Origin of the sequence: Pedobacter sandarakinus (assembly GCF_026240095.1) — a bacterium.
In the GTDB taxonomy this organism is placed as follows: domain Bacteria; phylum Bacteroidota; class Bacteroidia; order Sphingobacteriales; family Sphingobacteriaceae; genus Pedobacter; species Pedobacter sandarakinus.
This window is the reverse complement of the sequence record NZ_JAPIVG010000002.1, coordinates 352,314-377,223: the sequence shown is the minus strand read 5'-3', so window position 1 is coordinate 377,223 and position 24,910 is coordinate 352,314. Positions and strand designations below refer to the sequence as shown.

Sequence of the window (24,910 nt, the reverse complement as noted above, 5' to 3'; positions counted from 1 at the left end):
ACTTTTCCACAATACCTTATTTCGCCATATTTTTGCTAAATTCGCATGGTTATAATAATACCTTTTTTGAAATATCGTTTTTGACAACGAGAATAATAATTTATGGCAGAAGATTTAGAAAATCAACAAAACGACAAAGTTATCCAGATTAATATAGAGGAGCAGATGAAATCTGCCTACATTGATTACTCAATGTCGGTGATTGTATCCAGGGCCTTACCTGATGTTCGGGATGGTTTAAAACCCGTTCATCGTCGCGTACTTTATGGCATGCTCGATTTAGGAGTAACCAGCAATAAACCACATAAAAAATCTGCCCGTATTGTAGGGGAGGTATTGGGTAAGTATCACCCGCACGGCGATTCATCTGTATATTTTACAATGGTAAGGATGGCTCAGGATTGGAGCTTGCGCTATCCGATGGTAGATGGACAGGGAAATTTTGGACACATTGATGGCGATTCGCCGGCAGCAATGCGTTATACTGAAGCACGTTTTTCGAAAATAGCCGAAGAAATGCTTGCCGATATTAATAAGGATACAGTAGATTTCCAGTTGAACTTTGATGATACACTACAAGAACCTACCGTATTACCTGCAAAAATTCCTAATCTTTTAGTAAACGGTTCCTCGGGTATTGCTGTAGGTATGGCTACCAACATGGCACCGCATAATTTAACCGAAGTAATTGATGGTGTTGTAAACTATATCGACAATAGAGAAATAACAATAGAGGAATTGATGAAGTTCATCAAAGCACCTGATTTTCCTACTGGCGGTATCATCTATGGTTACACAGGCGTAAAGGAGGCTTTCGAAACAGGCCGCGGTCGGATTGTGATGCGTGCGAAAGCAGAAATTGAAAACCTGAAAGATCGTGAGGTAATCATTGTTACCGAAATACCATACCAGGTAAACAAAGCACAAATGATTGAGCGTACTGCTGAATTGGTTGGCGAAAAGAAATTAGAGGGAATCTCTAATATTAAAGATGAATCAAATAAAGACGGTATTCGTATCGTTTATGAAATTAAGCGTGATGCCAACGCATCGATCGTATTAAATAATCTTTACAAATATACCGCACTTCAAACTTCATTTAGTGTTAACAACATTGCGTTGGTTAAGGGTAGGCCGCAAATGTTAAATCTAAAAGATTTAATTGTGCATTTTGTAGATCACCGTCACGATGTAATTATACGCCGTACTAAATACGAACTTGCCGAGGCTGAAAAGCGTGCACACATATTAGAAGGTTATCTGATTGCCTTAGATCATTTGGATGAGGTAATCAAACTGATCCGTGCATCAGAGACTCCGGAAGAGGCTCGTGTAGGCTTAATGGAAAAATTCGGGTTAAGTGATCTTCAGGCACGTGCTATCCTTGATATGACTTTACGTCGTTTAACAGGACTAGAACGTGATAAAATTAAAGAGGAGTATGCCGAGTTGATGAAAACCATCGAATATTTAAAATCTATTCTAGCGGATGAAGGTTTGCGTATGCAGATCATTAAAGACGAGCTTGAAGAGGTTAGGCAAAAATTCGGTGATGAACGTAAAACTACTATTGTTCATTCTGCTGAAGATATGAGCATGGAAGATTTTATTGATGATGAAGAGGTTGTCATCACCATTTCTCACGAGGGTTATGTAAAACGTACCCCAGCTACAGAGTTTAGAGCGCAGGGCAGAGGCGGTAAAGGATCTAAAGGCAGTAACTCAAGAAATGAAGATTTTATTGAGCACATGTTAGTGGCTACTAACCATAATTACATGCTATTCTTCACGGAAGCAGGCAGGTGTTTCTGGCTTAGGGTTTACGAAATTCCAGAAGGTTCCAGAACCAGTAAGGGTAGGGCAATCCAAAACATCATCAATATTCCAAAAGATGAAAAAATAAAGGCTTACATCAAGGTTAAAAACCTGAAAGATCAAGATTATCTTGAGAATAATTTCATTATCATGTGTACTAAAAAAGGTACCATTAAGAAAACCTCATTAGAGGCTTATTCTCGTCCGCGTGTAAACGGAATTAATGCAATTAATATCAATGATGGCGATGTATTATTAGAAGCTTGCTTAACTAATGGCGAAAGCGAGATAGTAATGGCATTGCGCTCTGGAAGGGCAATTCGCTTTAATGAAAGCACTGTTAGGCCAATGGGCAGAACGGCTACCGGGGTTAGGGGAGTTAGGCTTGCACACGATAAAGATGAGGTTGTTGGCATGATTGCTGTAAACAATCCTGAAGTAACGGTGTTGGTAGTATCAGAAAAAGGATACGGCAAACGTACAGACATTGATGATTACCGCGTAACAAACCGTGGTGGTAAAGGTGTTAAAACCATCAATGTAACAGACAAAACCGGGCAATTAGTATCTATAAAAGACGTTACTGATAGCGAGGACCTAATGATCATAAACAGATCGGGTATTGTAATTAGAATCCCGGTTTCTGCTTTAAGAGTAATGGGCAGAGCTACACAGGGAGTGCGATTGATTTCCCTTAAAGGTGAAGATGAGATCGCTTCTGTTACTAAAATAGATCATGAGGAAGATGAAGAAGAAACAGTTGATCTGGAAAGCGTTATTGTAACCGACGGCGAAGAAATCGAAGCAGATAGTACAGAGGTTGATGACGCTGAAGAGCATGATGAAGAAACTGATGACGAAACGGAAAAATAAAAATAACTAAATTAAAGATTAGAATAAAGATTATGAAAAGAGTATTTCTAGGTATAATTTTAGCAGGAGCAGCAAGCTCTGCATTTGCTCAGAAAGGTGAAGTAACCGCGGCGAAAAATGCTTGGGGTATGTTTCAATTGACTTCATCAAATGCATCTACGCCTCTAGCTAAAAAATTAGAAACCATTAAAGGTGGTTTGGCGCATACAGATAAAGCTATTGCTGATGAAAAATCCAAGGTAATGCCAGAGGCTTGGAGCTATAGAGGTTTGTTTGCCTCTTCTGCTGCAATCTTAGATACAGTAGATATAGCCAATGCTGATGCAAATATCAAAATTGCACAAGATGCTGTTGCGGAAGCAAAAAAGCTCGACACAAAAGGAGCAGAGAAAGATAACATTGCTTTAGCTGAAACCAATATAGCTAATGCTGTAAGAAATGCTGGCGTAGTTGCTTACAATAAGAAAGACTATAAAACGGCTTATGCAAAGTTTGTTCAGGCAACTGTTATTAATCCTCAAGATACATCGATGTATTTAAATGCGGGTATTGCTGCAAGAAATATTGAAGATTATCCAGCTACCATCCAACAGTTTAAAAAGGTAATTTCACTAAATTCGCCACAATCGAGTGATTTATATAATGAACTGGTAGACATTACGTTAAGAAAACAAAAGGACACTACAGCTGCATTGGCAATAATTGATGAAGCCGTTGCAAAGTTTCCAGATAATGCGGATTTGATCAAAACTCAAACTCAAATTTACATCGATAGGGGTGATGAGGCTAAATCTGAACAAATGTTGAACGCGTTGGCTACCAAAGAACCAACTAACCCGAATTACCAAGTACTTTTAGGCAACATCTATTTTTCAAAAGCTTTAAAAATGCAGAATGAAAGAAATAAAATTGATGCGAAGAAAGTTAAAGAGTATAATGAGGTTACGGCTAAAATGAATGCATTGCTAGATAAATCATTACCTTATTACAAAAAAGCGTTGGAAATTGATAGCAAAAATGCTGGAGCTTTGGAGACGTTAAAAACGATCTACGCGTTTAGAAATGATACTAAAAATTACGAAGATATCAAGAAACGTTTAGACGCCCTTCCAAAGCAATAACGGTTTAGATACTTAAAAAAGAGTCCTGATTTTATCTCGACTCTTTTTTTTTGTTTATTTTTACCGCTGATCACATTTTTTACTGCAAAATATCCCCATATCCTATGCAAAAAGGTTTTAAATTTATAGTCGCTCTTTCATTAATGTTTTCATCGAATTTATTTGCACAAAAAAGTCAGATTTTGATTGCACGAAATTCTGTAGGAAAACTACAGGCTGCTATTGCTGGCAAAGAAAATGAGAAAAAGCAATTGTCAATTATCACCGAAGGTTTAAAAGCAATAGAATCTGCAGAAAAGGATAACAAGACAAAAAATTGGGCAGAGACCTGGGCCATAAAATCTTATCTAACATCATATGCATCGATCATTGAAACTGATGAGGGGAGTGCTGATAAGTTTTACAACGCTGCGAATGATGCGATCAAGCAGGCGAAAAGCTTGGATAAATATGAAGATAATTCAGGTTTAATTAAGGCTTCGCACCATAATATCCTTATCAAAAAGCAAGATATAGGTAATAGTTCTTATTTTAATAATGATTTTAAAGCAGCATATGAAGACCTTAAGGAAGTAAGTGATAGCTTTCCTACGGATACAACGTTGGCACTTAATACTGCAATTTGTGCGTTAAATATTCAAAATTACGATGAATCGCTTAATTACTTTAAGCGGGCAAAAGAAAATGGAATTAGAAATGCCGCTATGTTCCAGAAGCTCTCACAACTTTATGTTTCTAAATATGACAACGAAGCAGCTTTGAAAACGCTGGAGGATGGTTTGGCAAAAAATCCTTTCAACCATCAGCTTACTAACGATTATATTAACTTGCTGTTGGATACTGAAAATTATCAAAAGGCAGCTTCACTGATAGAGTCTAACCTGAAAGTTGAAAAAGGAAATAAGCTTTTATATTTCCTTTACGGATATTTGCAACAGGCGGGAGGAAATAACTCAACAGCAATTTTAGCTTATGATAAAGCGCTGGCCACCGATGCTAATTATTTTGATGCGCTTTACCAATTGGGTTTGGCATATGTTAATAATGCTAATGATGCGCTCAAGAAAAATGATGCCGACAAAGTTGCTAAGTACAATGCATTAATCAACAGAGCACAAATGGCACTACAAAGGGCTAATGAAATTAATCCAAACGACAAAAAAACGGTGCAATTGCTAGCGGATGTTTACAGCAGAAAGAGAGCAACCGACAAAGTCCAGGAGTTGAATCAAAAGCTGCAGGAATTATAATCTGGCTGAAATCATATTCATCAACGAGAATCCGATTAACTTCAGCAAAAATCACTCACATTGATCAAGTGTGTCCCTCGTGTTTTAATAGTCTAACCACATCACAGCTCGGGGCTAAATTATCGTTGCAGCAATTGTTGTAGGTAAGTCAAGCGAGGAGACACTTAAACATCAAAGTTTTATTCAGGATTTTGAACAAACCCGTAAGCTACATCAAGTATTCAACTTAACATAATATTAATTATAGGACATTTCTATATCGTGAAGATATTGTCGCTGGTTAGACCTGAATGACTAAATCCAGTTGATGCCTTTTTTTAAGAATTGCTGGGTTTTAAACTCATCTGAACCTTCATTTGGTTTTACATTGTAAGCCCAATTTGCCTGTGGTGGCAAACTCATTAAAATAGATTCGATACGGCCATTAGTCTCCAAGCCGAATTTAGTACCAGAATCGTAAACCAAATTGAATTCTACATAACGGCTTCGGCGTTGGTATTGCCATTCCTGATGCAAGTTGGTAAATGGCTTATCGCGATTGCGATCAATAAGTTCAGTGTAGATTGGCAGAAAAGTTTCTCCAATGTTGGTCGAGAAATCCAGAATTTCGTTCCAAGATAAATTCGTGTTATCCGGTTTCAGGCGATCGTAAAAAATTCCTCCAATACCACGTGTTTCTTCACGATGTTTGATAAAAAAATAATCATCAGCATGCGCTTTAAACTTTGGGTAAAACTCAGGATTAAATTCGTCGCAAGCATTTTTCAATTTATGGTGAAAAAAACGAGCATCATTTTCAAACACATAATGCGGGGTTAGATCGATTCCACCACCAAACCAACGGGTTTGCTCATTGAGTTCAAAGTACCGAATATTCATATGGATAATGGGTACTAATGGATGGTTAGGATGAATAACGATTGACACACCAGTTGCGAAGAAATCTTCTTCGGCAACTCCAAAAGCTTTTTTAACGGATTCTGGCAATTTTCCATGCACTGCAGAAAAGTTAACCCCGCCTTTTTCGATTATTGCACCATGTTGCATAATACGGGTACGACCGCCTCCCCCGCCTTGCCTTTCCCACAGTTCTTCCTCGAATTTACCTAAGCCATCAGCTAACGCTAAACCATCACAAATCTGGTCCTGAATTTCTTTATATCGCTCTGCAACCTCTTCTCTAAACATGGTCATTTCGTTTTGGTATGATGCAAACTTACGGCTATTACAAGATCTATAAATAATAATTTGGAGATAATACAATAGCTTGACATAGCCCTTAAACCCCTTACTCTTCCAAATAATTAAGGTCTTTGTTAAAGCTTTCTTTTAAGTATAGTACCGAGATCATGGCGATTGCCGTAACAATCCCCATCACGGCAAAGCCAGCTGTAATGATACCATAACGTTTAACGAAAAATTCAAAAAGGTAAGTAATTGGTATTAATGCGCCGCGTACAAAATTAGGCGCAGTAGTGGTTACTGTAGATCGAATATTAGTACCAAATTGTTCGGCAGCAATGGTAACAAATGTTGCCCAATATCCAACCGCAAAGCCCATAATTAAACAGATGAGCATAAAACTACTTTCCGTAAGCTGTTCGCGGGTAAGGTATAAGATCACAGTTAAAACCGATAACATTTGAAAAATAAGTACCGTTTTTCTTCTCGAACGAAGAATTTGTGCCAAGAAGCCGCAAACCACATCACCAATGGCAATACCAAAGTAGGTGTACATAATACCAGTTCCTGCGTTTAGGACATCAACAGCGCCTATCGCCTTGCCAATTTCTGGAGACTGGGTAACCAATATGCCTACTATAAACCACAGTGGCAGGCCAAGGCAAATACAGGCCAGGTATTTTAAAAACCGTTTCCGATTGGAAAACAGCATGAAGAAATTTCCTTTTGACACTGTTTTTGCCTGCTCTACATTCTTAAACATGCCAGACTCGAAAGTGCCAACACGTAGAAGCAAGAGTAGCAGTCCCATACCGCCCCCTACAAAATAGGATGTTTGCCATTGAAAATGCTTACCTATGGTTGCAGCAGCGGCAGCACCCAATAGCCCAATTCCGGCAACTACCATTGTTCCATAGCCCCGCTTTTCTTTATCCATGGTTTCTGTTACCAAGGTTATACCGGCACCAAGCTCTCCGGCCAAGCCTATACCTGCAATAAATCTGATGAGGGCATAAGTATGCACATCATTAGCAAAACCATTTGCAATATTTGCTATTGAATACATCAGGATGGATCCAAAAAGTACCTTTATCCGCCCAAATTTATCGCCAATTGTGCCCCATAACAACCCGCCTAAGAGGAGACCAAACATCTGCATGTTTATCACATATTCGCCATCTGTTCGCATTTGTTCTGGCGACACACCAATATCTGCGAAGCTTTTTAATCGTACAACAGAAAATAAAACAAGATCGTATATATCTACAAAATAGCCTAAAGCGGCTACAATAACAAGAAATATAACGTTGCGATTGGTTGCTTGGGATTGGAACTCCATCTACTATTTGGTTTAATTGATGAAAGTACAAATAACCACAAATAAATAAAATAACTTTTAAAAATAAAGCGGCAGATCTTCGTGGCATCCCTCATTTAAAGATGTATTGCAAATACTTTCGGAACGATTTTATGCGCCAAAAAAAAGGCTATCCCGTTGGAATAGCCAATAATTGAATGATCACTATGGGAAATAAATTTTATTGCCAAACATGCTAACTGAATAGGTGTTATAAATTTTATAGGCTATTTTTCGTTTACCATATCCATAAATATAGATTTTATGCCTTCGAGTAAATCTTTTCGCTTACTTGCTAATACCAATGGAAACCATTCGTCAGTATGCACTTCGACAACATAATCATGAATAATATAGTGCCTTCCCGCCCTTATTCTCCTCTTGTTGCCCGGTAAGGGGGTTCCCGATAATATTTTAACGATAATTTTGATAATTGTTCTGATGTATTTTGAAGATTCTTCGTGCTTGCAATCAATGAAGAGAATCCATAATTCATTCATCGTATTAAATTGAATACTAGCTTTCATTGAGCGGAAAAAGATTATTTGGTTAGGTTAGAAGCGGTTTCAGCTAACGCGTAAATCCCCACGCGATCCTAAAGCCGACAAAGTTGTTGTAGTTATCGCAATGATAAAATTTACTGTTGCTTTCAAAACGGAGGCCCGCATCGATATAATCGCGGGCGTGGAGATAAAAAATCATCCCAGCTTGTGGGGCATATACAAATGCTGCGTTTTTTCCTTCAACACATTTTGCTTTATTAAGGAGAAACGAAAAACCAATTTCTGTTTGAAAATAGAGGTTGCTTTTGTAAAAATATTTAAGACCTGCTTTAAATGGAACTAAGTGCAAATCGTCTACCAAACGTACATAGGTTGCGGTGGTAAAGATGTTATTGAAACCAGTGTTCACTGTTCCATACAACTCCCCTTCTAAAAAAGGGAACTCTGCTTGGACAGAAACTCCAAGAGTACCTTCATATTTTTTAGCAAGATAGCCTGTTGCCAAGCCAGTTTCTATGCCAGCACTATACCTGATGCCGGTGCCGTTGAATACTTGAGATTGTGCGAAAGATTTTGTAAATCCAAAAATTGAAAATAAGATAATTAGGGCGTTAAGCGTTTTCATAATTAATTTTATTAGGGGAGCAATACAGATCCCTTACCACAAGCAGTTGCAGTTTAGGATGATGTTAATGAAATATTAATTCGGAAAATTGAGCGCTATGTAGTCGATTGGGGTCCAAGCAAATTTGTAAGGGCCAGCAATACGATAGGCAGATTATTATTTATAAGTGCTAATAAGATTGATGCTTATTCATCATACGTGACAACAGAGAGCTCTCTCTTCACGTTTCTAGGCATAGCTTGTTCTGTAAGCTTTCTGTTTTCAGAAACATGACTTAAGATTTCGTTATATTTTTCCAGGAGTTTGATGTACTTATTCATCCAGAAATAAACCGAATTGGCATCCGCTTTAGGATTTTCCGTGTTATGGAAATCGAAAGCTTCATGCAAATTATTTCCGGCTTTGATGTATGATTCTGGAAGGTCAATCGAAAAATCGTGTCCAATTACGGTTCCTACCTTCCAAATAATTTCAGGGTTCAAACTTTTTTGGTCAAACCAGTTGTAAATAGTTCTTCTACTTACGTGAAGTTTTCTTGAAAGTTCGCTGATACCCATTCGGTCTCTACGCACAACGCGTTCGAGTACCTGACCTACGTTTACATTCATGGCGGTTAATTTAAGTTTTAGACTGTGTTAAACTAAACCAACACTCGGGACGAGTATGTACAATATAATGCTATAATTTAAACTAAGCAAGGATTTGAATGATTATTTTTAGTTTGCAACCAATAAATCTAGCTCACCATACCTGGAGTTGTTACTAATATAATCGGGAATAATTTCTTTCATCTTTTTTACCATATTGAAATCGTTTCCATCACTGTTAAGGTCGATTAAATCTTTAATAGATTTGTTAACGACCAGATAATTGTAAGACACCTTTTTTGATATTTTTATTTTAGGATGGTGTGTATCCAAAAGTTGCTCCTCAGATAGTAATAACTCTTCATGTAATTTCTCTCCTGGTCTTAAACCAGTGAAAGCTATGCTGATATCTTCATGAGGTACAAGGCCAGCCAAGCGAATCATATTCACCGCTAAATCGACTATTTTAATGGGTTTGCCCATGTCGAACAAGAAAATCTCCCCTCCTTTTCCCATTGCTCCTGCTTCCATTACCAATTGCACTGCTTCGGGAATAGTCATAAAATAACGGGTAATATCTGGATGCGTAACGGTGATTGGGCCCTTTTTCTCTATCTGACTTTTAAACCTAGGTATTACAGAACCGTTGGATCCCAATACATTGCCGAACCTGGTGGTAATAAAGCGGGTAAGTTTCGGTACTGTGTTATCGTTAATGGTTTCATCCACGTTATTATTTAGCGATTGAATGTAGATTTCTGCAAGCCTTTTTGAAGCACCCATAATGTTAGTTGGCCGAACGGCTTTATCGGTCGAAATCATTACAAACTTTTCTACCCCGAACTCCATTGAGATATCGGCCATATTCTTGGTACCTAATACGTTTGTTAATATCGCTTCGGCTGGGTTCTCCTCCATCATTGGCACGTGCTTATATGCAGCAGCGTGGAAAACAACTTCAGGCTTATACAATTCGAAGAGTGTTCTAATCCGATTTGGGTTTTGTACATCGGCCATAAAGAGCTTAATATTATCGGCCTGCATTTTATCTTCAAGTTCCAATTGCAACTCGTGGAGCGGTGTTTCTGCCTGGTCGCAAAGTACGAGGCATCGTGGTTGATATTGAATGGCCTGACGAACTATTTCTGATCCGATTGAGCCAGCTGCGCCGGTTATCAAAATGCATTTACCCTTCAAATCGGCTAAAATATTTTGCTTGTTTAGCTTAATCGGCTCACGTTCCAACAAATCTTCTATTTTTAAATCGCGAAGCTGGTCGGAACTGAGTTTCCCATAAAGCCATTTGTTAGGTGGCGGAACCATAATTACCTTTATCCCCAACGAAATACAAAGATCCATGATCTTCTTTTTATTTAAAGTATTCATCATGTCATCAGCGAAAAGAATTTTCTTAATTCCACATTTTGCTTTGAGAGATGACACTGCCGAGGAATGGTACACCTTTTTTTGTTCCAAGTATTTCGAAACCCGATCTCGGTTATCATCAATAAAACCAAAAACCTGCATGTGCGATTCCTTGCTATCTTCTATGGCTCTTTTGATGAGGATGGACTTTTTCTCTGATCCATAAATTAATATGTTTTCATTCTCCTGGTCGGTTTTCAGTTCCTTAAATAATAGGAAAACACTTTTTACCGAAATCCTAAGCAATATTAATATGGATGATGAAATGAAAAAATTTAAGATAAGCGCCTTATCCATCTGCGACCAAAGCAATTCGAAGCGTTGGGATAGAATTTTATTAAAGCCAACGAACAAGACGCTGGTAGCCAACACCCCAACAAAAATTCTTAAAATATCTTGTGTATTCGAATAGCGGATGATGCCCGTATGAATTCTAAGCGTTGTAAATACCCCTATTGCAATTGCACCATACAATGCTACATAAGCGTAATTTTGGTAGTTGAATATTTCTACTACATTTACCGTATTCGTAAGCAAAATCGAAATGAAGAGTGTCCATACGATAATGCATTGGTCGATGAGCAAAATTAACCACCTGGAGTGAACTTTATCTGGAAAGAAAAGCTTTTTCATAATTTGTAGTTCGTTAAGTTTAAGATTGTGTTAGTCTATACAGCGGGAAAAAATCTACATCGTTTTGAGGATCTTGCCCGTTGTCTTTTACAAGGGTTATGTATACATCTTTGTTGGCCACCAGTCGCCAACTTTTATAAGGTAAAGTGAGTTGAGAGAATCCCAGTTTCCATTCGAAAAGTGAATTTTCTTTAAAACCAAGACCGCCGCCTAAGTGATAGAATTGCATCCCAAGGGCTCGTCCGAGAATGCTAACCTCATCTACAAGCAATTTTGCCGGTGAATGGCGTAAGTATTTTTCGTTGGTTGCGATAAGGTGGCCTTGAATAATGCCATGGTTAAGCATGATGATACTACCGCATACAAGTTCCCCATCGTTTTTAATGAGTACCAGTTTGCATAGATACTCGTCAGTATTAATCAGTTTGGTAAAATATGCTTCATCAAATAGATAGAAGTCTGCCGCATGGATACGGTTCATGTTTTTTTGATAGAGCTGGGTAAATTCGGCGATATCATCCTGCGTAGCAGCTTCTACCATATTATACCCCAAACGACGGCATTTCTTAATGGCGTCTAACGTAGTTTGCCTATAGCCCTTTCGTTGTATTTCTACTGGTACCCTTAAATCAATGGCTACTGTTTTTCCATTATCAAACAGCCCATCAAAATTTCTTATCAGCACATCTTGCTTAAAAAAAGGATGTAATTTTGAGAAAACAGATACGCCATTTTCCTGCTTAATAAAGTCTAACAATGACGTTTTAAAACTCTTTAGCATTGCTGCTGGAACCTCATCGAAACTAAGATTAGATATGGGACCGGAATAGCCATAAACTGAGTGAAAATCATTGTAGTTGGTCCCCTCTATTTCACGCTGTAATAATGGAATCGCGATGAAATTATTATCTTCTACATACACACATAAAATTGGTCTGCCATTTTGAGCTAATGAATGGTAATGCCAGGTGTGGTAAAAATCTGAGTGGATGGCTTTTTTTACATAAGCAGTCCAATCTTCTTTTTCTGCGATAGTAATTTTTAAGATTGAGCTGAGCGTACTATTGATAATCGACATAGCTTAAAATGATTAATATGCATATACTTTAAGATGCAACTACAGGGCTTCTATATAGCGGGAAAAAATCTATGTTGGCATATTCTTCAATAGATTTTTGTTTGATTAATTCGTGGTAAACTTCGGTATTAGCAACATATCGCCAACTATTGAACTCGAAGCATAAATCTGAAAAGCCCTTCTTCCACCCAAACAAACTATCTTCTTTAAAATTGACTCCCCCACCCAAATTAAAATACTTAAATCCTAAATTTCTTCCTATTACGGTAATTTCATCGGTTAGTAGTTTTGCAGGCGACTCAAAGAGATGAGTGGTCCTGGTTGCAAGCAAATGTACTTGCATAATTTCGTTGGTACAGACTACCACGGCACCCGAAATGGCTACTCCATCTTTGTAAACCAGAAATAACTTGGTGTCGAATTCGTTAGAACGGAGTAGCTTGATAAAATAATCTTCATCAAATAAATAGCAATTGCTGGCACCAATACGCTTCATGTTATCGCTATAAATCTCACAAAAAATAGCAGCATCCTGTACATCAGTAGAAAGCACAACTTCGTAATTTTTCTTTCGCAGCCGCCTTATTCTCTCTTTAACACTTTTCCGGTAACCCGCCCTTTGAGATTCTATGGTTTTGGTTAAGTCTATAGCTACTGTCTTACCATTTGCATGAACGCCAGAAAACCTATCCATTAAGCATTCTTGATTAAAAAACGGATGGAGACGGGAAAACACACTTACCGTTTGGGCAGTTTGCAAAAATTGCAGAAAGCAAGCTTTGAAACGCTCCATAAATTCGGGCTCGAGTGCTTTAAAATCGTTGTTGCTAATTGGCCCGGTGTAACCATAAACAGAAGTAAAATCGAAAAATTGAGTGTTCGGAATGGCTCGTTTTAACAAAGGAAAGGCAATATAATCATCATCCTCCTGGTAAATAAACATGATTGGTGTGCCAGACCTTTCGAGACTATGATAATACCAGGTATGATAGAAGTCGTAGTGAAACGCATTTTCGACATAATAGGTCCAATCGGCCCTTTCTGAAATTGTAATTGTTCTATTCATTTTGGGAAGAGTTAATTTTGATAATAGATTTGTTTAAAGTGCACTTGCATGGAGTGTTGGCGCATCAATAGCCATTTTAATAAATCCATCAGTCTCTGAAATACGCTTGAAGCCTGCTTTTTTGTAAATTGAGTATGCAGCTGCATGATCTGCATGCACCTCTAGCGCAATATTTTTAAGATGTAGGGTGCTAAATGCATATTGAATTAACATGGTAGATGCCTGGTAGCCATAGCCTTTGCCCCAATGGATTTTTTCGCCTATAAACAAATGAAAATCGGCGCTTTCTGCAGTGATGTTAAGTAGTTGAATGTTACCGATGTATGCATCATCTTGTTTTAAGCAAATCGCAAATCTTCTTTCATTTGGCAACTTCATTTTCTTCGACAACCATTCCCTTTCAATTTGATGGGTAATTTCGGATTGGAGCACGAATTTTGTATAAGACCAAACCTCGGGATCATTTCTCCATTTGAATGAAGTTGCTGCATCTGCCAGCACTAGCGGCCTTAAGTATATTTCAGTATTCATAATATCGAGTTTAATACCTCCAGAATTGCTTTCATATCGGCTATGCCATATCTATGGTCTATTGGGATGGCGATTAAATTCTTCGTTAAGAAATGTTCAGTACTATCTTCACTGGCCCATTGTAATACATTCGGCCAATACGTAGGGATATAAACATTGCGTTCAATCAGCTTTTCCCGCAAACCCGGATGGTTTAGTAATAGCGGGTAAACCATTGGCACATCGTTAGGGCTCAATTCAAAGTTCAGTAGGTTTAGTGAGGCCAGGTTTTGGTGTAAGTATTGAAAGTTGCGTTTACGAGCTTCAATACATCTGGAATAATCGATGGCTGATAAAATTGATTGTGTTAGGCGAGACATTTTTTTAATCTCGTTATTTTCCAGTACCCGATTGTTTTCGATATAGTCCTTATAGCCGGTTTCAATATTAATATCGACACTTTTAATTAAGTGTGAAAAACGATCAATTGAGAGATCTTGTTGCAATTCTAAATGATGGGTTGTATCAATATATAGATAAGCACCATCTGGAACGCCAAAAAATTTTCTGCATGAATAAAACGTGTCGCAATTGGCTATTGGTTGGTTAAAAAAAGCTTGTGCATTGTCTATTATGATATTTTTGATAGAATGACTTAGCCTGGTAACCACGTCTGTTTTAACGCCAAAATAATTGGTATAAAGTAGGCAGGCATCATCTTCTATTTCAAAATCTATAATCGGTTCTAAATTGATGTCTATTTTGTAAAAGCGATGTTGGATATTCAGTCTTTTCAAGGGTTCAATAAGCACCTCGCAAGTATAATAAGGCAGGTAGATAAGCCGATAGCCCCTAACCCTGAGAATATATTCAAGGGCGTTTCGCCCGGTGTTTAGCGCAAGTAAGTTTTGGTGGTATGGTTCTGCTTCAATAAGTTGAAGACCAATAAAGCCTCCATAGGTTTTTGGTGTATCGGTTTGAGCGTTCATTATTTATGGTGTTTACCCTTGATCGGCCTTGTACATTCTTTGCGAGGTGGGTTGATAATATTCGTGCAAGCTGGCTGGAACCCTGGCATTGTATCCGATAATTTGTCTTAAATCGCTATTTAATGTTTCGCCAAATTCGTAACCTAGGAACCTGGGATAATCAAATTGTTGTTTGATGTATGGCTTAGTAAAGCCTAATGTAAGTGCTCGCCTTACCTTTCTTGTAAAATTAGTACCGCCAGCATGCCAAATGTTTGAATCGAATAAAATGATACTTCCTTTTTTTGCAATGGCTTGCTGGGCAAAAGCTTTGAAATGTTTCTCATCTGGCTTACAATCTAACTTATGAGATCCGGAGAGGAAATGCGTAGCGCCATTGAAAATTGTAAAGTCATCCAACACAATAATCATTTGGATCATCAATCTATTTTCTCCCGAAAAGGTTCTAACATCTCTGTGGATATTATGGATGTAGGTGTTTTTTGCTTTCTTTGAATTAATTACGCCATTGATACCATTAAGGATATAATTTCCACCAAGAAAATCTCTAATTTCTCTATGGCAGTAAAGTTTGCTAAGTAATTCTAACGAGAAATTATCTTTTTCCAGAAGGTGATGAAGTGTGCCTTCCATATTTACTTCAATACCATTTAGCATCTGGATTTCCCTTCGCATGCTGTAACAGGTATCGAAACTTGAAATGATTTCAGAGATGAGCTTTTGGTTGATGGCTTTTTCGTAAACAACCCAGCCATACTCATCAATGGCTTCTTTAAATTCGGCCAGTGTTGCTCTTTTGTAAACAAATGTATTCTTCACAATTTAAATTTTTAGGTAATTATTAAGGTTTAGTTGGTTTAACAGATGTTATGCCTCCAGCTGCATGATTTTGAAAATGTCTGAATTGATAAGATTTACATCGAATTTCTTTTTGGCGAAGGCCCTTCCCCTGCTGCCACAGTTGATAATCTCTTGCTTATTATTGATGAAATACTCCATTTTAGTCGCAAGTGCATTGGCATCTTTTATTGGAATCAAGAACCCGTTTTTGAGTTCTGGGTCGTTACTGATTGTTTCTCTACAACCAACAGAATCACTGGTAATTACTGCTCTTCCCATCGCCATTCCTTCTAAAACACTTCGGGGTACCCCCTCGCCATAATATGATGGCAATACCAGCACCGATGCGCTTTCTATTTCTGGGCGAACATCATCGAGTTGACCGAGGTAACGAATTACATTTCCGCAAGTTATTTCCTGGTATAATGCTGTACTAATGGCATCGATATTTGGTCCGTATGGTCCAACAAGCTTAAATTCCGTATTTGGGAAGCGGGCGCTAACCAATTTCGCAGCATCATAGTATTCTTGGATACCCTTCGCATTAATGAGCCTCGAAACCATCAAAAAAGTGATTTTCGACGTATTAGGCGTAGAGTATTGGTAATGACCTAAATCTACCCCAGACCCATTTACCACATAAACCTGGTGTTTTTTATTTAGGATTTTTAGGTCTACTAACCGGCTTGAATCATCTTTATTCTGGAAGATTATATTCAAACGTGGATGAGGCTTTAAACTAAACTTCAACAACATCCTGGTCATTCTCATCACCAGCTTATTCCCTGCCGCGTGATTGGTAAAACTATAACCAAGGCCTGTAAGCATTGGCGCAATTAAACCTACATTACATAATTTGGCTAAGAATGAGCCATATATTACCGGCTTGAAAGTGTAAGGAAAAAAGATATCAGGTTTAATTTTTCTAATGAGCCTATACAGAGAAAAGATAAATTTCAAATCTGATAAGATAGAAACGTTGCTGCCATCCAGGTTACTCTCGTAAGTAATTACGCCCAAATCTTTTAATCTTTCGCGTACGCTAGCTTGCTCAATTAGTGGCGTAAATACGTAAACCTGATTCTGCTGCTGCATTTTCTCTATTAACCTCCCTCTAAAGTCGAGTAGATTTCTTGAAGAATCGCAAACGATAAAAATCTTCTTACTGGTAAAAGTCATCATGTCAATTTGGTTATTTATTTAAACTGCAAAGCCACCCATCCGGGTGGCCTTGAAGAAAAAATATGAAGATTTTTTTATTTAATTATTTTGGTCCTGCGCCATTCATTACAATAGAAGGAACGCTTGCCGCATCATTTAAGTAAGCGCTATAACTGTATTCTGGTACCCAGTTGGAAATGGCTGTGGTAATCGCGTTTGATCCAGACTTGTCGTAAATATTGGTTGTTACACCACTAAAATATCCTTCAGGGTCTGTATTGATTTTCGAAACCAATGGCATGGCACAGTTTGAGAAGTACTCATTATCTGTTCTAACAATACCCCCAGCTCTTGCAGCAATCGAATAGCCTGAGTTGTTAAGGTGATAGTTATTAAACATGTGCACTCTTCCATAATTCATTGATGGCTCTCTCTCCGATACGTTGTACCAAAAATTGTGGTGCATTGTAACGTGGAGTTTTCCAGCGTCTGCTTCGTGTCCTGCAATACCACCACTAATCAACACAGATAAATTGGTATCGTGGAATTTACTCCAAGAAACGGTTACGTAATCTGCTTCCCGGGTGATGGTAATATCTTTACCCCAATAGTCCCAACCGTGGCTTCTATCGGTAGAAAAATCACAATGATCTACCCAGATGTGATGAGATCTTTCTTTGATCTGAAGCGCAGCATTAACCACATAATTTTTAAAGGTGATGTTTTGAAAAATAAGATTGTTAACCCCAAAGATGAAAAACTCTAAGCCTTCTAACACAGCCCCAGATCTTCCAATTAACGACTTATTAGATTTAGCATAAATAGGATCTTCACCAGCACCCTTAATAGTTCCACTTACGTACACAATACGCGTCACATTATCGCTCATTGCCGCTTTAAGCTGTGCCAATGTTGTAACAGTTGTTTCAACGCCACCCTGGCCGCCGGTTGTGGTGCCATTCACCATGGCATAACCCATTAAACCTGCTGTAGTTTCTGCACCACTTGGTTTACTTGTTACAGGTGTACTTGTTTGCGGTGGAGTAGCCGCGGCATCGGTAATTACAACACTGTATGTCCTGCCATTAGTACGGGGATTACTATTATCAGATGCTGAAAAATAGAGTGTATTCCCCCAATGGCGAAAACGTCCTTTACCTACATCCCTGATATCTGTTAATACCGAATGCGCAGGTCCTATTTCTACCCCATTTTCGTAAAGTTTCAGGGTAGATTTGTTTGGCTCCGTGTCGGTGTCACCATCAGAATTTACAGTAGTTGTAAAACTATATGCAAACCCTGCTTCTGCTTTAATCGAAGCTGCAGGAAGTTTTCCTGAATAATTAAATCCGATTAAACTTTTAGTTGTATCTGAAAATGTATCGGTAGTATCTACCACATCTTCAGCACCGCTAAATTCTTTTTTACAATTACTGAAAAAGATAATTGTAGTCAATAATAAACTGAAAAAAGTCACTTTTCTAAACAATTTGGTTTTTCTCTGCATTTTTGAATGTTTTTTTAAATTTACACCTTAACGCTATATGCGATAAATGAGTATATCTAAAAAAATGCAGGGAAATTTACATTAACACCTAATAATCAGACTAAAAGAAATTTACAATCACTGTAAACCAAAGATTTAACAAATGCAATTTGTAAACTTTAAATTACAGTATGTGAAATTTACAATTACCTTATGTTTACAGTTTAATGACAAACTAAACCGCTATTTTATGTGTTATAACGTCGTTTTTAGACTGGTAGTTGTAAAATGTTGTAAACCAATTCACGAAATTCTTTACACCTTGTTGCACAGATACAATGGGTTGATATCCTAGCTTCCCTTTAAGATCTTCAATATCTGCAGCTGTTTCTGCTACGTCACCATCCTGCATAGGCATGAAAACTTTTTGGGCTGAAATACCGGTCTCATTTTCAATTTCTTCAACAAAATCTAACAGTTTTACCGGTGTTCCTCTACCGATATTAAAGACAGCAAATGGCGCTTTAGACGTTGCAGGGTCAGGGTTTTGCGCATCCCAACTGTGGTTTGCAGTCGCGGGGTTATCAAATACACGAACAATCCCTTCAACAATATCATCGATGTAAGTAAAGTCCCTTCTCATTTCGCCATTATTAAATACTTCTATTGGCTTGCCGTCTAATATGGCTTTGGTGAATAAAAATAATGCCATATCTGGTCGGCCCCACGGACCGTAAACTGTAAAGAAACGTAAAGCAGTAGTTGGCAGGTTAAATAAATGGCTGTAAGCATGTGCCATTAATTCATTACTTTTTTTCGAAGCAGCATAAAGAGAAACCGGATGATCAACATTATCATGCGCAGAAAACGGCATGCTTTTATTTAAACCATATACGCTTGATGAACTGGCATACAGTAAGTGGCCAATTTTATGATGCCTGCTACATTCTAACACATTTAAAAAACCTTTGATATTGGCTTCAATGTAAGCGTCTGGATTGGTTAAACTGTATCTTACCCCTGCCTGAGCCGCTAAATTACAAACGGCATCAAATTGATAAGTTTTGAAGCAATGTTCTAAAGCATCCTTGTCGCAAATATCAACTTTAATAAAGGTATAATTTCCGTATACACTGCTTTGTTGTGGAATTCCGTAAGCTAAATTGTGATGATTGATACCAGTTTGATTTAATCTGGCATGTTTAAGGTTAACATCATAGTAATCATTAATGTTATCTATACCGACTACGGTATCTCCTCTTTCCAATAAACGTTTAGCAAGGTGGAAGCCAATAAATCCGGCTGTGCCGGTAATTAGAATTTTCATAATATTTAAGTTTTTGAGAAACGGTTACAAATTGACGCGGAGTGCAAAATTTGGGCACGGGAATATCATCTTGCATATAATGCAAGTAGCGTATTAGCCGTACAATTACTTAGTTTTTGATAAGGGTATTTACAATGGCTTTGCAGAATAAATCAGGTTTGCGGGCATTGAGGTATTCATAAATTATTCCCTGATTATTTGATTGATGGTTTATTGCATTTTCCATGGCAAGTGCGAGTTTGGGTACATCATTTACTGGTACTTTTTGGATGCCCGGTATTTCTTCTATCCCTCCTGCACATAAGGTAGAAATCACTGAACTATTAACAGCCATCATCTCTAGCAACACGTTAGGAAACCCTTCTTTTATAGATGATACCACGCAAAGTTTTGCATGTTTAAAATATGGTACTGGATTATCGATATGACCTTTCAGGAATACTTCATCATTTAAGTTGTTATCGGCAATTCGTGCCATTAGTGCATCTCTTTCTTTCCCATCTCCAAGGATTAATAATTTTAACCCCGGGTGCTTAATGCTCAATTGTTTGAATGCATCAATTAGGATATCAAATCCTTTTTCTGGGATTAATCTCCCTGCAGCACATATAAATGGCACGTTTGCATCACCATTCAAAATCTGCTGGTTAGATCTTGCCAGCACGCCGGAAAAATCAATAGGATTTGGTTGAACAAGGATTTTCTGGGCTGCAATGAAAGAGTTATGTTCCAATAACTGGTCCTTCATCGCTTCTGTCTGGCAAACTACTAAATTCACCCCTGGGTATCCTATTCTATAAAGAGCGGCATAAGTCCATTTTCTTATTCCCGAAAACCTGGTAAATACAGAAGTGCACTCTCTGGCAATTAATTTTGATCTGATGTAACCCATTCTTTTCAACATCCCTAAAATCGCATTCAAATAAGGGTGGGTACTCATAATGATCTCGTATGATGAAATCTTTCCTAACTTTGGAATCAGCTTCATCAATCCATGAGGAATGCTATTATCAGAAAGGTATTGAGCACTAACGTTTGCCGGAATTTTTAATCTATTTGTTTTGCCTTTGCGCAGAAATATCATATCTCCATCTGCCGCAGTAGCCGCCATTAGCAATACATTCTCTGCCCCGTTTGGCTCATCGGTGAGCGATATAAATACCATTTTTGATTTGTCTATATCCATGAGTTTTATCTTACAATTAGAACCTCATCCTTATTTTTCTAACCAATTTTTTAAGCGGAACCAATGCGTTTATGACTTTTCGCTTCCCATCAAATACAATTATCCCATTAGCGAAGCTGATATTATGCATGCCACGGTTATAATTTTGATCTGGCATAAGTTCGAATAATTCTGTGCTTTTAAAGTGTTTGTGACAGAGTTCAACAATTTCATTTATAATGATAGATCCACCATATCTGGCTGTCGGGTTCTGAGTAGGTCGGTAAATTTTTCCATTCACTTTGAAAAGATCACCAGCTGCTCTACACACCCGCCTTTCTACCGGAATTGGATTGAGCTGATGCGGTTTGTACTCACCGTCAAGCTCATCAGCGTAGTAAATATATAATTCAGTATGCTTCCCAGAGATAGTGGTAAATAGCCAGTATTGTTCGTTATGATGTAAGATGGAAGTATCGACAAAAGATTCTCCTTCAATGAGAACTTTCTGCTTAATTAACTGTGTTGGATCTTTTTGGTCGATCTGATAAAGCGCAATTTCTTTTGAAGCGGCAGTCTCTGGCACACAAAAGCATTTACCTCCACTATTAATTAAAAAAGGGTATGACAAATGAATTGATCCAGGTTTAATACCTTCTACCCTCTTTTTGTTCGTAAATGTGAAATCATCAATCATCATAATCTCACCTTTACCCTTCCAAAAATTCAGTTCTTCATAATATATCCTTGGCTTATGATCTACATCGATAACGAAAGGATCTGCAGCATAATCAACGTTATCCTCTTCAAGCCATTTTATCTGGGAATCTAACTTTCTGGTAGATATCAGTTCTTCTTGCGATTGGTAGACATAACCAATATTCCATTTATCTGCAGTAAACAATTTATTAAACAGATTAGCTGCAAGCCCTAGCATAGTATCATCAGGTTAAACGGCAAGAAGAGCCTCATTTTTTACGCTGCTTTTATTTTTATTTAGCCATTGCGACAGCACCAGCAATTTCCATATCTGCGGATAACGATTCCACTGACCAGACATGTGCTCGTTGATAATTTCCTGGGTACGTTTTATATGGATGCCAGGAATGTTTTTAAGATTGTCTGACGATAGATTATCCATCACGTACGATCTCAACTCGTTTCTAAACCAATGCTGAAAGGGCATGGTAAATCCCGCCTTTGGCCTGTCGAACATCTTAGCGGGTACATGCTCAAAAAGCAGGTCTTTTAGTATTCTTTTCTGGTTACCGCTGTTGTATTTGTAGGCGGTGGGTAAACTTCTGGCGAATTCAATCACCCGATAATCCATCAGAGGACATCTCGATTCTAACGAAAACGCCATAGATGCTCGATCTACTTTCGTATTGATGTCCCCATTGAGATAAGTCTTAATATCAAAATCGGAAATTCGTTCGAGTAATGGTTTCGATGGGTTTTTTAGTACATGCATCAATGGGTTGTGCTTAGCCAGATCGGGCTGCTTTACCCAAGAGTTCTCCATATTGCCAAACATTTTCACATAAAGCTTCTCTACATCTTCCATTGCAATACCCATTGCAATGAGTTTATGGCGGTAGCTTGGCGACTGGTTTATGATGCTCCCTAATGCTTTTCGAACGGCGTGTGGCGCATAAAACAAATTGTTCACTTGTTTTATCCACTTATAACGATGGTATCCTAAAAATGCTTCATCGCCGGCATCGCCACTTAATGCAACAGTGACATGTTTACGTGTATGTTTACTCAACAGCATCGTTGGTATAGCACTCGAATCTGCAAACGGTTCATCGTAGTATCTATTAAAGTTCTCAATGAGTTCGATGCCATCATCATAGTTGCATTCAATGGTATGGTGATCTGTACCTAAATGCCTGGCAACTTGTTCGGCATAAACACTTTCATCGAAACCTTTTTCATTAAATTTTATCGAGAAGGTTTTAACATGATCAATCTCTTTGGTGGCCATCGCCGCAATCAATGAAGAATCTATTCCACCAGATAGAAATACACCCAGTGGCACATCTGCATTCATCCTAATCTTAACCGAATCAGCAAGAATTTGCGATAAGCTATTTTTTGCCTCATCGTAAGAACCAGTAAATTTCTCTTTCCAACAATAATCCAATGTCCAATATTCATGAACCTTAAATTTTTTGTTTAATAAATCGTAGGTAAAAGCATGTGCTGCTGGAAGTTGTTTCACCTCATCCCAAATCGACTGAGGCTGGGGAACGTATCCCCAAATCAAGTATTGGCTTATGGCATCTTCATCTATATTAAGCTTTCTTCCAATGCTGATTTGCGAAGGCTGACTGGCAAACTCCAAACCATACGCATCTAATGCATAGTAAAACGGCTTTTTACCAAACCTATCTCTGGCGCCAAATAAAATACCTTTATAGGTATCGTAGATCACAAAAGCGAACATCCCGTTAAATCGATTAACGCAATCATTACCATATTCAAGGTAAGCTGCACAAATTACTTCTGTATCAGAGCTTGTATTAAACTTATAACCTTTTTGCACCAACTCCCTTCTAATATCTTGATAATTGTACACTTCACCATTGAACACAATGCGCAGGTGCATATAGGAAAAAGGTTGGTTAGAGCGGGGATCTAAATCGATAATTGCCAATCTATTATGGGCAAAAATTACTTTATCATAACGGGTTATTCCCGTAAAGTCCGGACCTCGAAAATTGATTCTGGCCATTTTTTCGCGAACTATTTCATCACCGTATTGGATGGTTGAGCCGTATATTCCACACATAATTTAGAGCTTAATTTGATTAATTGATGAGTTCTTCGTAACGTACACTAATTTTATCGAGCGCACATTTTTGATATACATTCTGCCTGATTTTAAGGGCATCCCAATGGGTTTGTGTACAGGCTGCAATTACCTTTTCTTTAAAGTTATTTAGGTCGCCTTGTTTGATAACGTAGCCATTAAAACCATCTACAATTAAACCTGGGATGCCGCTCACTTTAAAAGTTACTACGGGGAGTCCAACAGTAAGTGCTTCTAACACCACGTTTGGAAAACCTTCTGTATGTGAGCTTAGTACCATTAGATCATGTTCTGCCATAACCTGGTGGATATTCTTAATCTCTCCAAGGAAGGAAATTCTTGATCTCAATCCCATGTCATTCACCTTTTGCATAATCTTACCCTTCAACACCCCCGTTCCAACAAAATTGAGGTGGTAATTCTCGGGGAGCATAGCCATGATATCGACCATCCTGTCTAGCCCTTTTTCTAGCGCAAACCTGGCAACAATTAGTAATTTATATACTTTGGGTTGCGGCTTAGGCACCTTAATCTGTGCGGTAGGCAATACGGGGTTAGGGATTACCGTAATAGCCTGATGGTCTACGTTATAGGTTTTGATCAAAGATTGTTTCATTTCTTCTGATTGACAAACAATTTGTTTGTAACCACGGTAGCTCATGCTAGTAAAAAGTTCATAAAACCTCGATTTGAATCCTTCAAACAAACGTTGTTCATGAGGGATATTCGATGCTCTAGCAATCAGCATTGGTATATTCAGAAACCGCCCAACTAATGAAACTAAAATGTTAATATGGTCAGTAGTGGAAAATACGGCGTATGGTGCTTCATCTTTTAATACCCTGTGGAGCGCAAAAAATGATTTCGAAGCTTTCTTGGTTTTTAAATCAATGAACCTCACATCTGGTAAATCCATTGTAAAACAGTTAACAGTAGAATCCAGGATAACAATTGTGATGGCAAACTTGTCTTTGTCGAAACCCTGCGCCAGGTTCCAGAAAACCCGTTCAGAACCACCAGAGGCCAGAGAGCTTAAAACAAAAAATACTTTCTTCTTTTGCGCATAAAACGCTTCGGGGTTTGTATTTCGTAACGCGTTCAT

Annotated in this window: 21 protein-coding genes; 3 read left to right on the top strand and 18 right to left on the bottom strand. The window is 38.1% G+C overall.

The genetic code is table 11. The annotated features are described in order from the left end of the window. The first annotated feature begins 102 nt into the window (after positions 1-102). The 3 genes from gyrA (at position 103) to OQ268_RS07205 (ending at position 5,059) form a co-directional block, all read left to right on the top strand. Positions 103-2,688 carry a DNA gyrase subunit A gene (gyrA, locus tag OQ268_RS07215; RefSeq protein WP_265855444.1) on the top strand — a complete coding sequence of 862 codons (2,586 nt, stop codon included), beginning with the start codon at positions 103-105 and terminating at the stop codon, positions 2,686-2,688. Between the two features lie 32 nt (positions 2,689-2,720). Beyond that, positions 2,721-3,809, top strand: a complete 1,089-nt coding sequence (locus OQ268_RS07210; RefSeq protein WP_265855443.1) for a tetratricopeptide repeat protein — start codon at positions 2,721-2,723, stop codon at positions 3,807-3,809. A gap of 104 nt (positions 3,810-3,913) precedes the next feature. After that, entirely contained in the window at positions 3,914-5,059 is a 1,146-nt protein-coding gene (locus OQ268_RS07205) for a tetratricopeptide repeat protein (protein ID WP_265855442.1), read from the top strand. Between the two features lie 294 nt (positions 5,060-5,353). Here the strand turns inward: OQ268_RS07205 and hemF are convergent, their stop codons facing one another. The 18 genes from hemF to OQ268_RS07115 all read right to left on the bottom strand — a co-directional run bounded on the left by hemF (position 5,354) and on the right by OQ268_RS07115 (position 24,910). Beyond that, complete coding sequence (hemF, locus tag OQ268_RS07200; RefSeq protein WP_265855441.1) at positions 5,354-6,247, bottom strand: oxygen-dependent coproporphyrinogen oxidase; 894 nt, start codon at positions 6,245-6,247, stop codon at positions 5,354-5,356. A 100-nt stretch (positions 6,248-6,347) separates the two neighbouring features. Next, positions 6,348-7,580, bottom strand: a complete 1,233-nt coding sequence (locus OQ268_RS07195; protein WP_265855440.1) for an MFS transporter — start codon at positions 7,578-7,580, stop codon at positions 6,348-6,350. Between the two features lie 245 nt (positions 7,581-7,825). Then, a complete protein-coding gene (locus OQ268_RS07190; RefSeq protein WP_265855439.1) occupies positions 7,826-8,125 on the bottom strand; it encodes a hypothetical protein in 300 nt (99 codons plus the stop codon). A gap of 43 nt (positions 8,126-8,168) precedes the next feature. Then, positions 8,169-8,726, bottom strand: a complete 558-nt coding sequence (locus OQ268_RS07185) for a hypothetical protein (RefSeq protein WP_265855438.1) — start codon at positions 8,724-8,726, stop codon at positions 8,169-8,171. 185 nt (positions 8,727-8,911) lie between these two features. After that, positions 8,912-9,334, bottom strand: a complete 423-nt coding sequence (locus OQ268_RS07180; protein WP_265855437.1) for a hypothetical protein — start codon at positions 9,332-9,334, stop codon at positions 8,912-8,914. Positions 9,335-9,442: 108 nt separating this feature from the next. Further along, entirely contained in the window at positions 9,443-11,371 is a 1,929-nt protein-coding gene (locus OQ268_RS07175) for a polysaccharide biosynthesis protein (RefSeq protein WP_265855436.1), read from the bottom strand. A gap of 19 nt (positions 11,372-11,390) precedes the next feature. Beyond that, positions 11,391-12,449 carry a GNAT family N-acetyltransferase gene (locus tag OQ268_RS07170; protein ID WP_265855435.1) on the bottom strand — a complete coding sequence of 353 codons (1,059 nt, stop codon included), beginning with the start codon at positions 12,447-12,449 and terminating at the stop codon, positions 11,391-11,393. Between the two features lie 28 nt (positions 12,450-12,477). Then, the gene (locus OQ268_RS07165) at positions 12,478-13,515 is read right to left on the bottom strand and encodes a GNAT family N-acetyltransferase (protein ID WP_265855434.1); all 1,038 of its coding nucleotides are present in this window, start codon (positions 13,513-13,515) and stop codon (positions 12,478-12,480) included. 33 nt (positions 13,516-13,548) lie between these two features. Continuing rightward, a complete protein-coding gene (locus OQ268_RS07160) occupies positions 13,549-14,046 on the bottom strand; it encodes a GNAT family N-acetyltransferase (RefSeq protein ID WP_265855433.1) in 498 nt (165 codons plus the stop codon). Further along, complete coding sequence (locus OQ268_RS07155; protein ID WP_265855432.1) at positions 14,043-15,014, bottom strand: hypothetical protein; 972 nt, start codon at positions 15,012-15,014, stop codon at positions 14,043-14,045. Before OQ268_RS07155 ends, OQ268_RS07160 begins: the two co-directional genes overlap by 4 nt. Before the next feature lie 12 nt (positions 15,015-15,026). After that, positions 15,027-15,833, bottom strand: coding sequence for a phytanoyl-CoA dioxygenase family protein (locus OQ268_RS07150; protein ID WP_265855431.1), 807 nt, complete (start codon positions 15,831-15,833; stop codon positions 15,027-15,029). 48 nt (positions 15,834-15,881) lie between these two features. Beyond that, positions 15,882-17,036, bottom strand: coding sequence for a glycosyltransferase family 4 protein (locus OQ268_RS07145; protein ID WP_265855430.1), 1,155 nt, complete (start codon positions 17,034-17,036; stop codon positions 15,882-15,884). Positions 17,037-17,118: 82 nt separating this feature from the next. Beyond that, positions 17,119-18,522 (bottom strand): pectate lyase family protein, encoded by a 1,404-nt coding sequence (locus OQ268_RS07140; protein ID WP_265855429.1) that lies wholly within the window; start codon positions 18,520-18,522, stop codon positions 17,119-17,121. A 214-nt stretch (positions 18,523-18,736) separates the two neighbouring features. Then, positions 18,737-19,828: an NAD-dependent epimerase gene (locus OQ268_RS07135; protein ID WP_265855428.1), complete on the bottom strand. Its 1,092-nt coding sequence runs from the start codon at positions 19,826-19,828 to the stop codon at positions 18,737-18,739. Between the two features lie 109 nt (positions 19,829-19,937). Continuing rightward, complete coding sequence (locus OQ268_RS07130; RefSeq protein ID WP_265855427.1) at positions 19,938-21,014, bottom strand: glycosyltransferase; 1,077 nt, start codon at positions 21,012-21,014, stop codon at positions 19,938-19,940. Between the two features lie 16 nt (positions 21,015-21,030). Next, positions 21,031-21,930, bottom strand: coding sequence for a glucosamine inositolphosphorylceramide transferase family protein (locus tag OQ268_RS07125; RefSeq protein WP_265855425.1), 900 nt, complete (start codon positions 21,928-21,930; stop codon positions 21,031-21,033). Between the two features lie 12 nt (positions 21,931-21,942). Next, the gene (asnB, locus tag OQ268_RS07120) at positions 21,943-23,787 is read right to left on the bottom strand and encodes an asparagine synthase (glutamine-hydrolyzing) (RefSeq protein ID WP_265855424.1); all 1,845 of its coding nucleotides are present in this window, start codon (positions 23,785-23,787) and stop codon (positions 21,943-21,945) included. 19 nt (positions 23,788-23,806) lie between these two features. Further along, positions 23,807-24,910 carry a glycosyltransferase gene (locus OQ268_RS07115; RefSeq protein WP_265855423.1) on the bottom strand — a complete coding sequence of 368 codons (1,104 nt, stop codon included), beginning with the start codon at positions 24,908-24,910 and terminating at the stop codon, positions 23,807-23,809.

Excerpts from the sequence above, each read along its gene's own strand:
- gyrA (WP_265855444.1), top strand. The coding sequence starts at position 103 with ATGGCAGAAGATTTAGAAAATCAACAAAACGACAAAGTTATCCAGATT.
- OQ268_RS07210 (WP_265855443.1), top strand. The coding sequence starts at position 2,721 with ATGAAAAGAGTATTTCTAGGTATAATTTTAGCAGGAGCAGCAAGCTCT.
- OQ268_RS07205 (WP_265855442.1), top strand. The coding sequence starts at position 3,914 with ATGCAAAAAGGTTTTAAATTTATAGTCGCTCTTTCATTAATGTTTTCA.
- hemF (WP_265855441.1), bottom strand. The coding sequence starts at position 6,247 with ATGTTTAGAGAAGAGGTTGCAGAGCGATATAAAGAAATTCAGGACCAG.
- OQ268_RS07195 (WP_265855440.1), bottom strand. The coding sequence starts at position 7,580 with ATGGAGTTCCAATCCCAAGCAACCAATCGCAACGTTATATTTCTTGTT.
- OQ268_RS07190 (WP_265855439.1), bottom strand. The coding sequence starts at position 8,125 with ATGAAAGCTAGTATTCAATTTAATACGATGAATGAATTATGGATTCTC.
- OQ268_RS07185 (WP_265855438.1), bottom strand. The coding sequence starts at position 8,726 with ATGAAAACGCTTAACGCCCTAATTATCTTATTTTCAATTTTTGGATTT.
- OQ268_RS07180 (WP_265855437.1), bottom strand. The coding sequence starts at position 9,334 with ATGAATGTAAACGTAGGTCAGGTACTCGAACGCGTTGTGCGTAGAGAC.
- OQ268_RS07175 (WP_265855436.1), bottom strand. The coding sequence starts at position 11,371 with ATGAAAAAGCTTTTCTTTCCAGATAAAGTTCACTCCAGGTGGTTAATT.
- OQ268_RS07170 (WP_265855435.1), bottom strand. The coding sequence starts at position 12,449 with ATGTCGATTATCAATAGTACGCTCAGCTCAATCTTAAAAATTACTATC.
- OQ268_RS07165 (WP_265855434.1), bottom strand. The coding sequence starts at position 13,515 with ATGAATAGAACAATTACAATTTCAGAAAGGGCCGATTGGACCTATTAT.
- OQ268_RS07160 (WP_265855433.1), bottom strand. The coding sequence starts at position 14,046 with ATGAATACTGAAATATACTTAAGGCCGCTAGTGCTGGCAGATGCAGCA.
- OQ268_RS07155 (WP_265855432.1), bottom strand. The coding sequence starts at position 15,014 with ATGAACGCTCAAACCGATACACCAAAAACCTATGGAGGCTTTATTGGT.
- OQ268_RS07145 (WP_265855430.1), bottom strand. The coding sequence starts at position 17,036 with ATGATGACTTTTACCAGTAAGAAGATTTTTATCGTTTGCGATTCTTCA.
- OQ268_RS07140 (WP_265855429.1), bottom strand. The coding sequence starts at position 18,522 with ATGCAGAGAAAAACCAAATTGTTTAGAAAAGTGACTTTTTTCAGTTTA.
- OQ268_RS07135 (WP_265855428.1), bottom strand. The coding sequence starts at position 19,828 with ATGAAAATTCTAATTACCGGCACAGCCGGATTTATTGGCTTCCACCTT.
- OQ268_RS07130 (WP_265855427.1), bottom strand. The coding sequence starts at position 21,014 with ATGGATATAGACAAATCAAAAATGGTATTTATATCGCTCACCGATGAG.
- OQ268_RS07125 (WP_265855425.1), bottom strand. The coding sequence starts at position 21,930 with ATGCTAGGGCTTGCAGCTAATCTGTTTAATAAATTGTTTACTGCAGAT.
- asnB (WP_265855424.1), bottom strand. The coding sequence starts at position 23,787 with ATGTGTGGAATATACGGCTCAACCATCCAATACGGTGATGAAATAGTT.
- OQ268_RS07115 (WP_265855423.1), bottom strand. The coding sequence starts at position 24,910 with ATGAACGCGTTACGAAATACAAACCCCGAAGCGTTTTATGCGCAAAAG.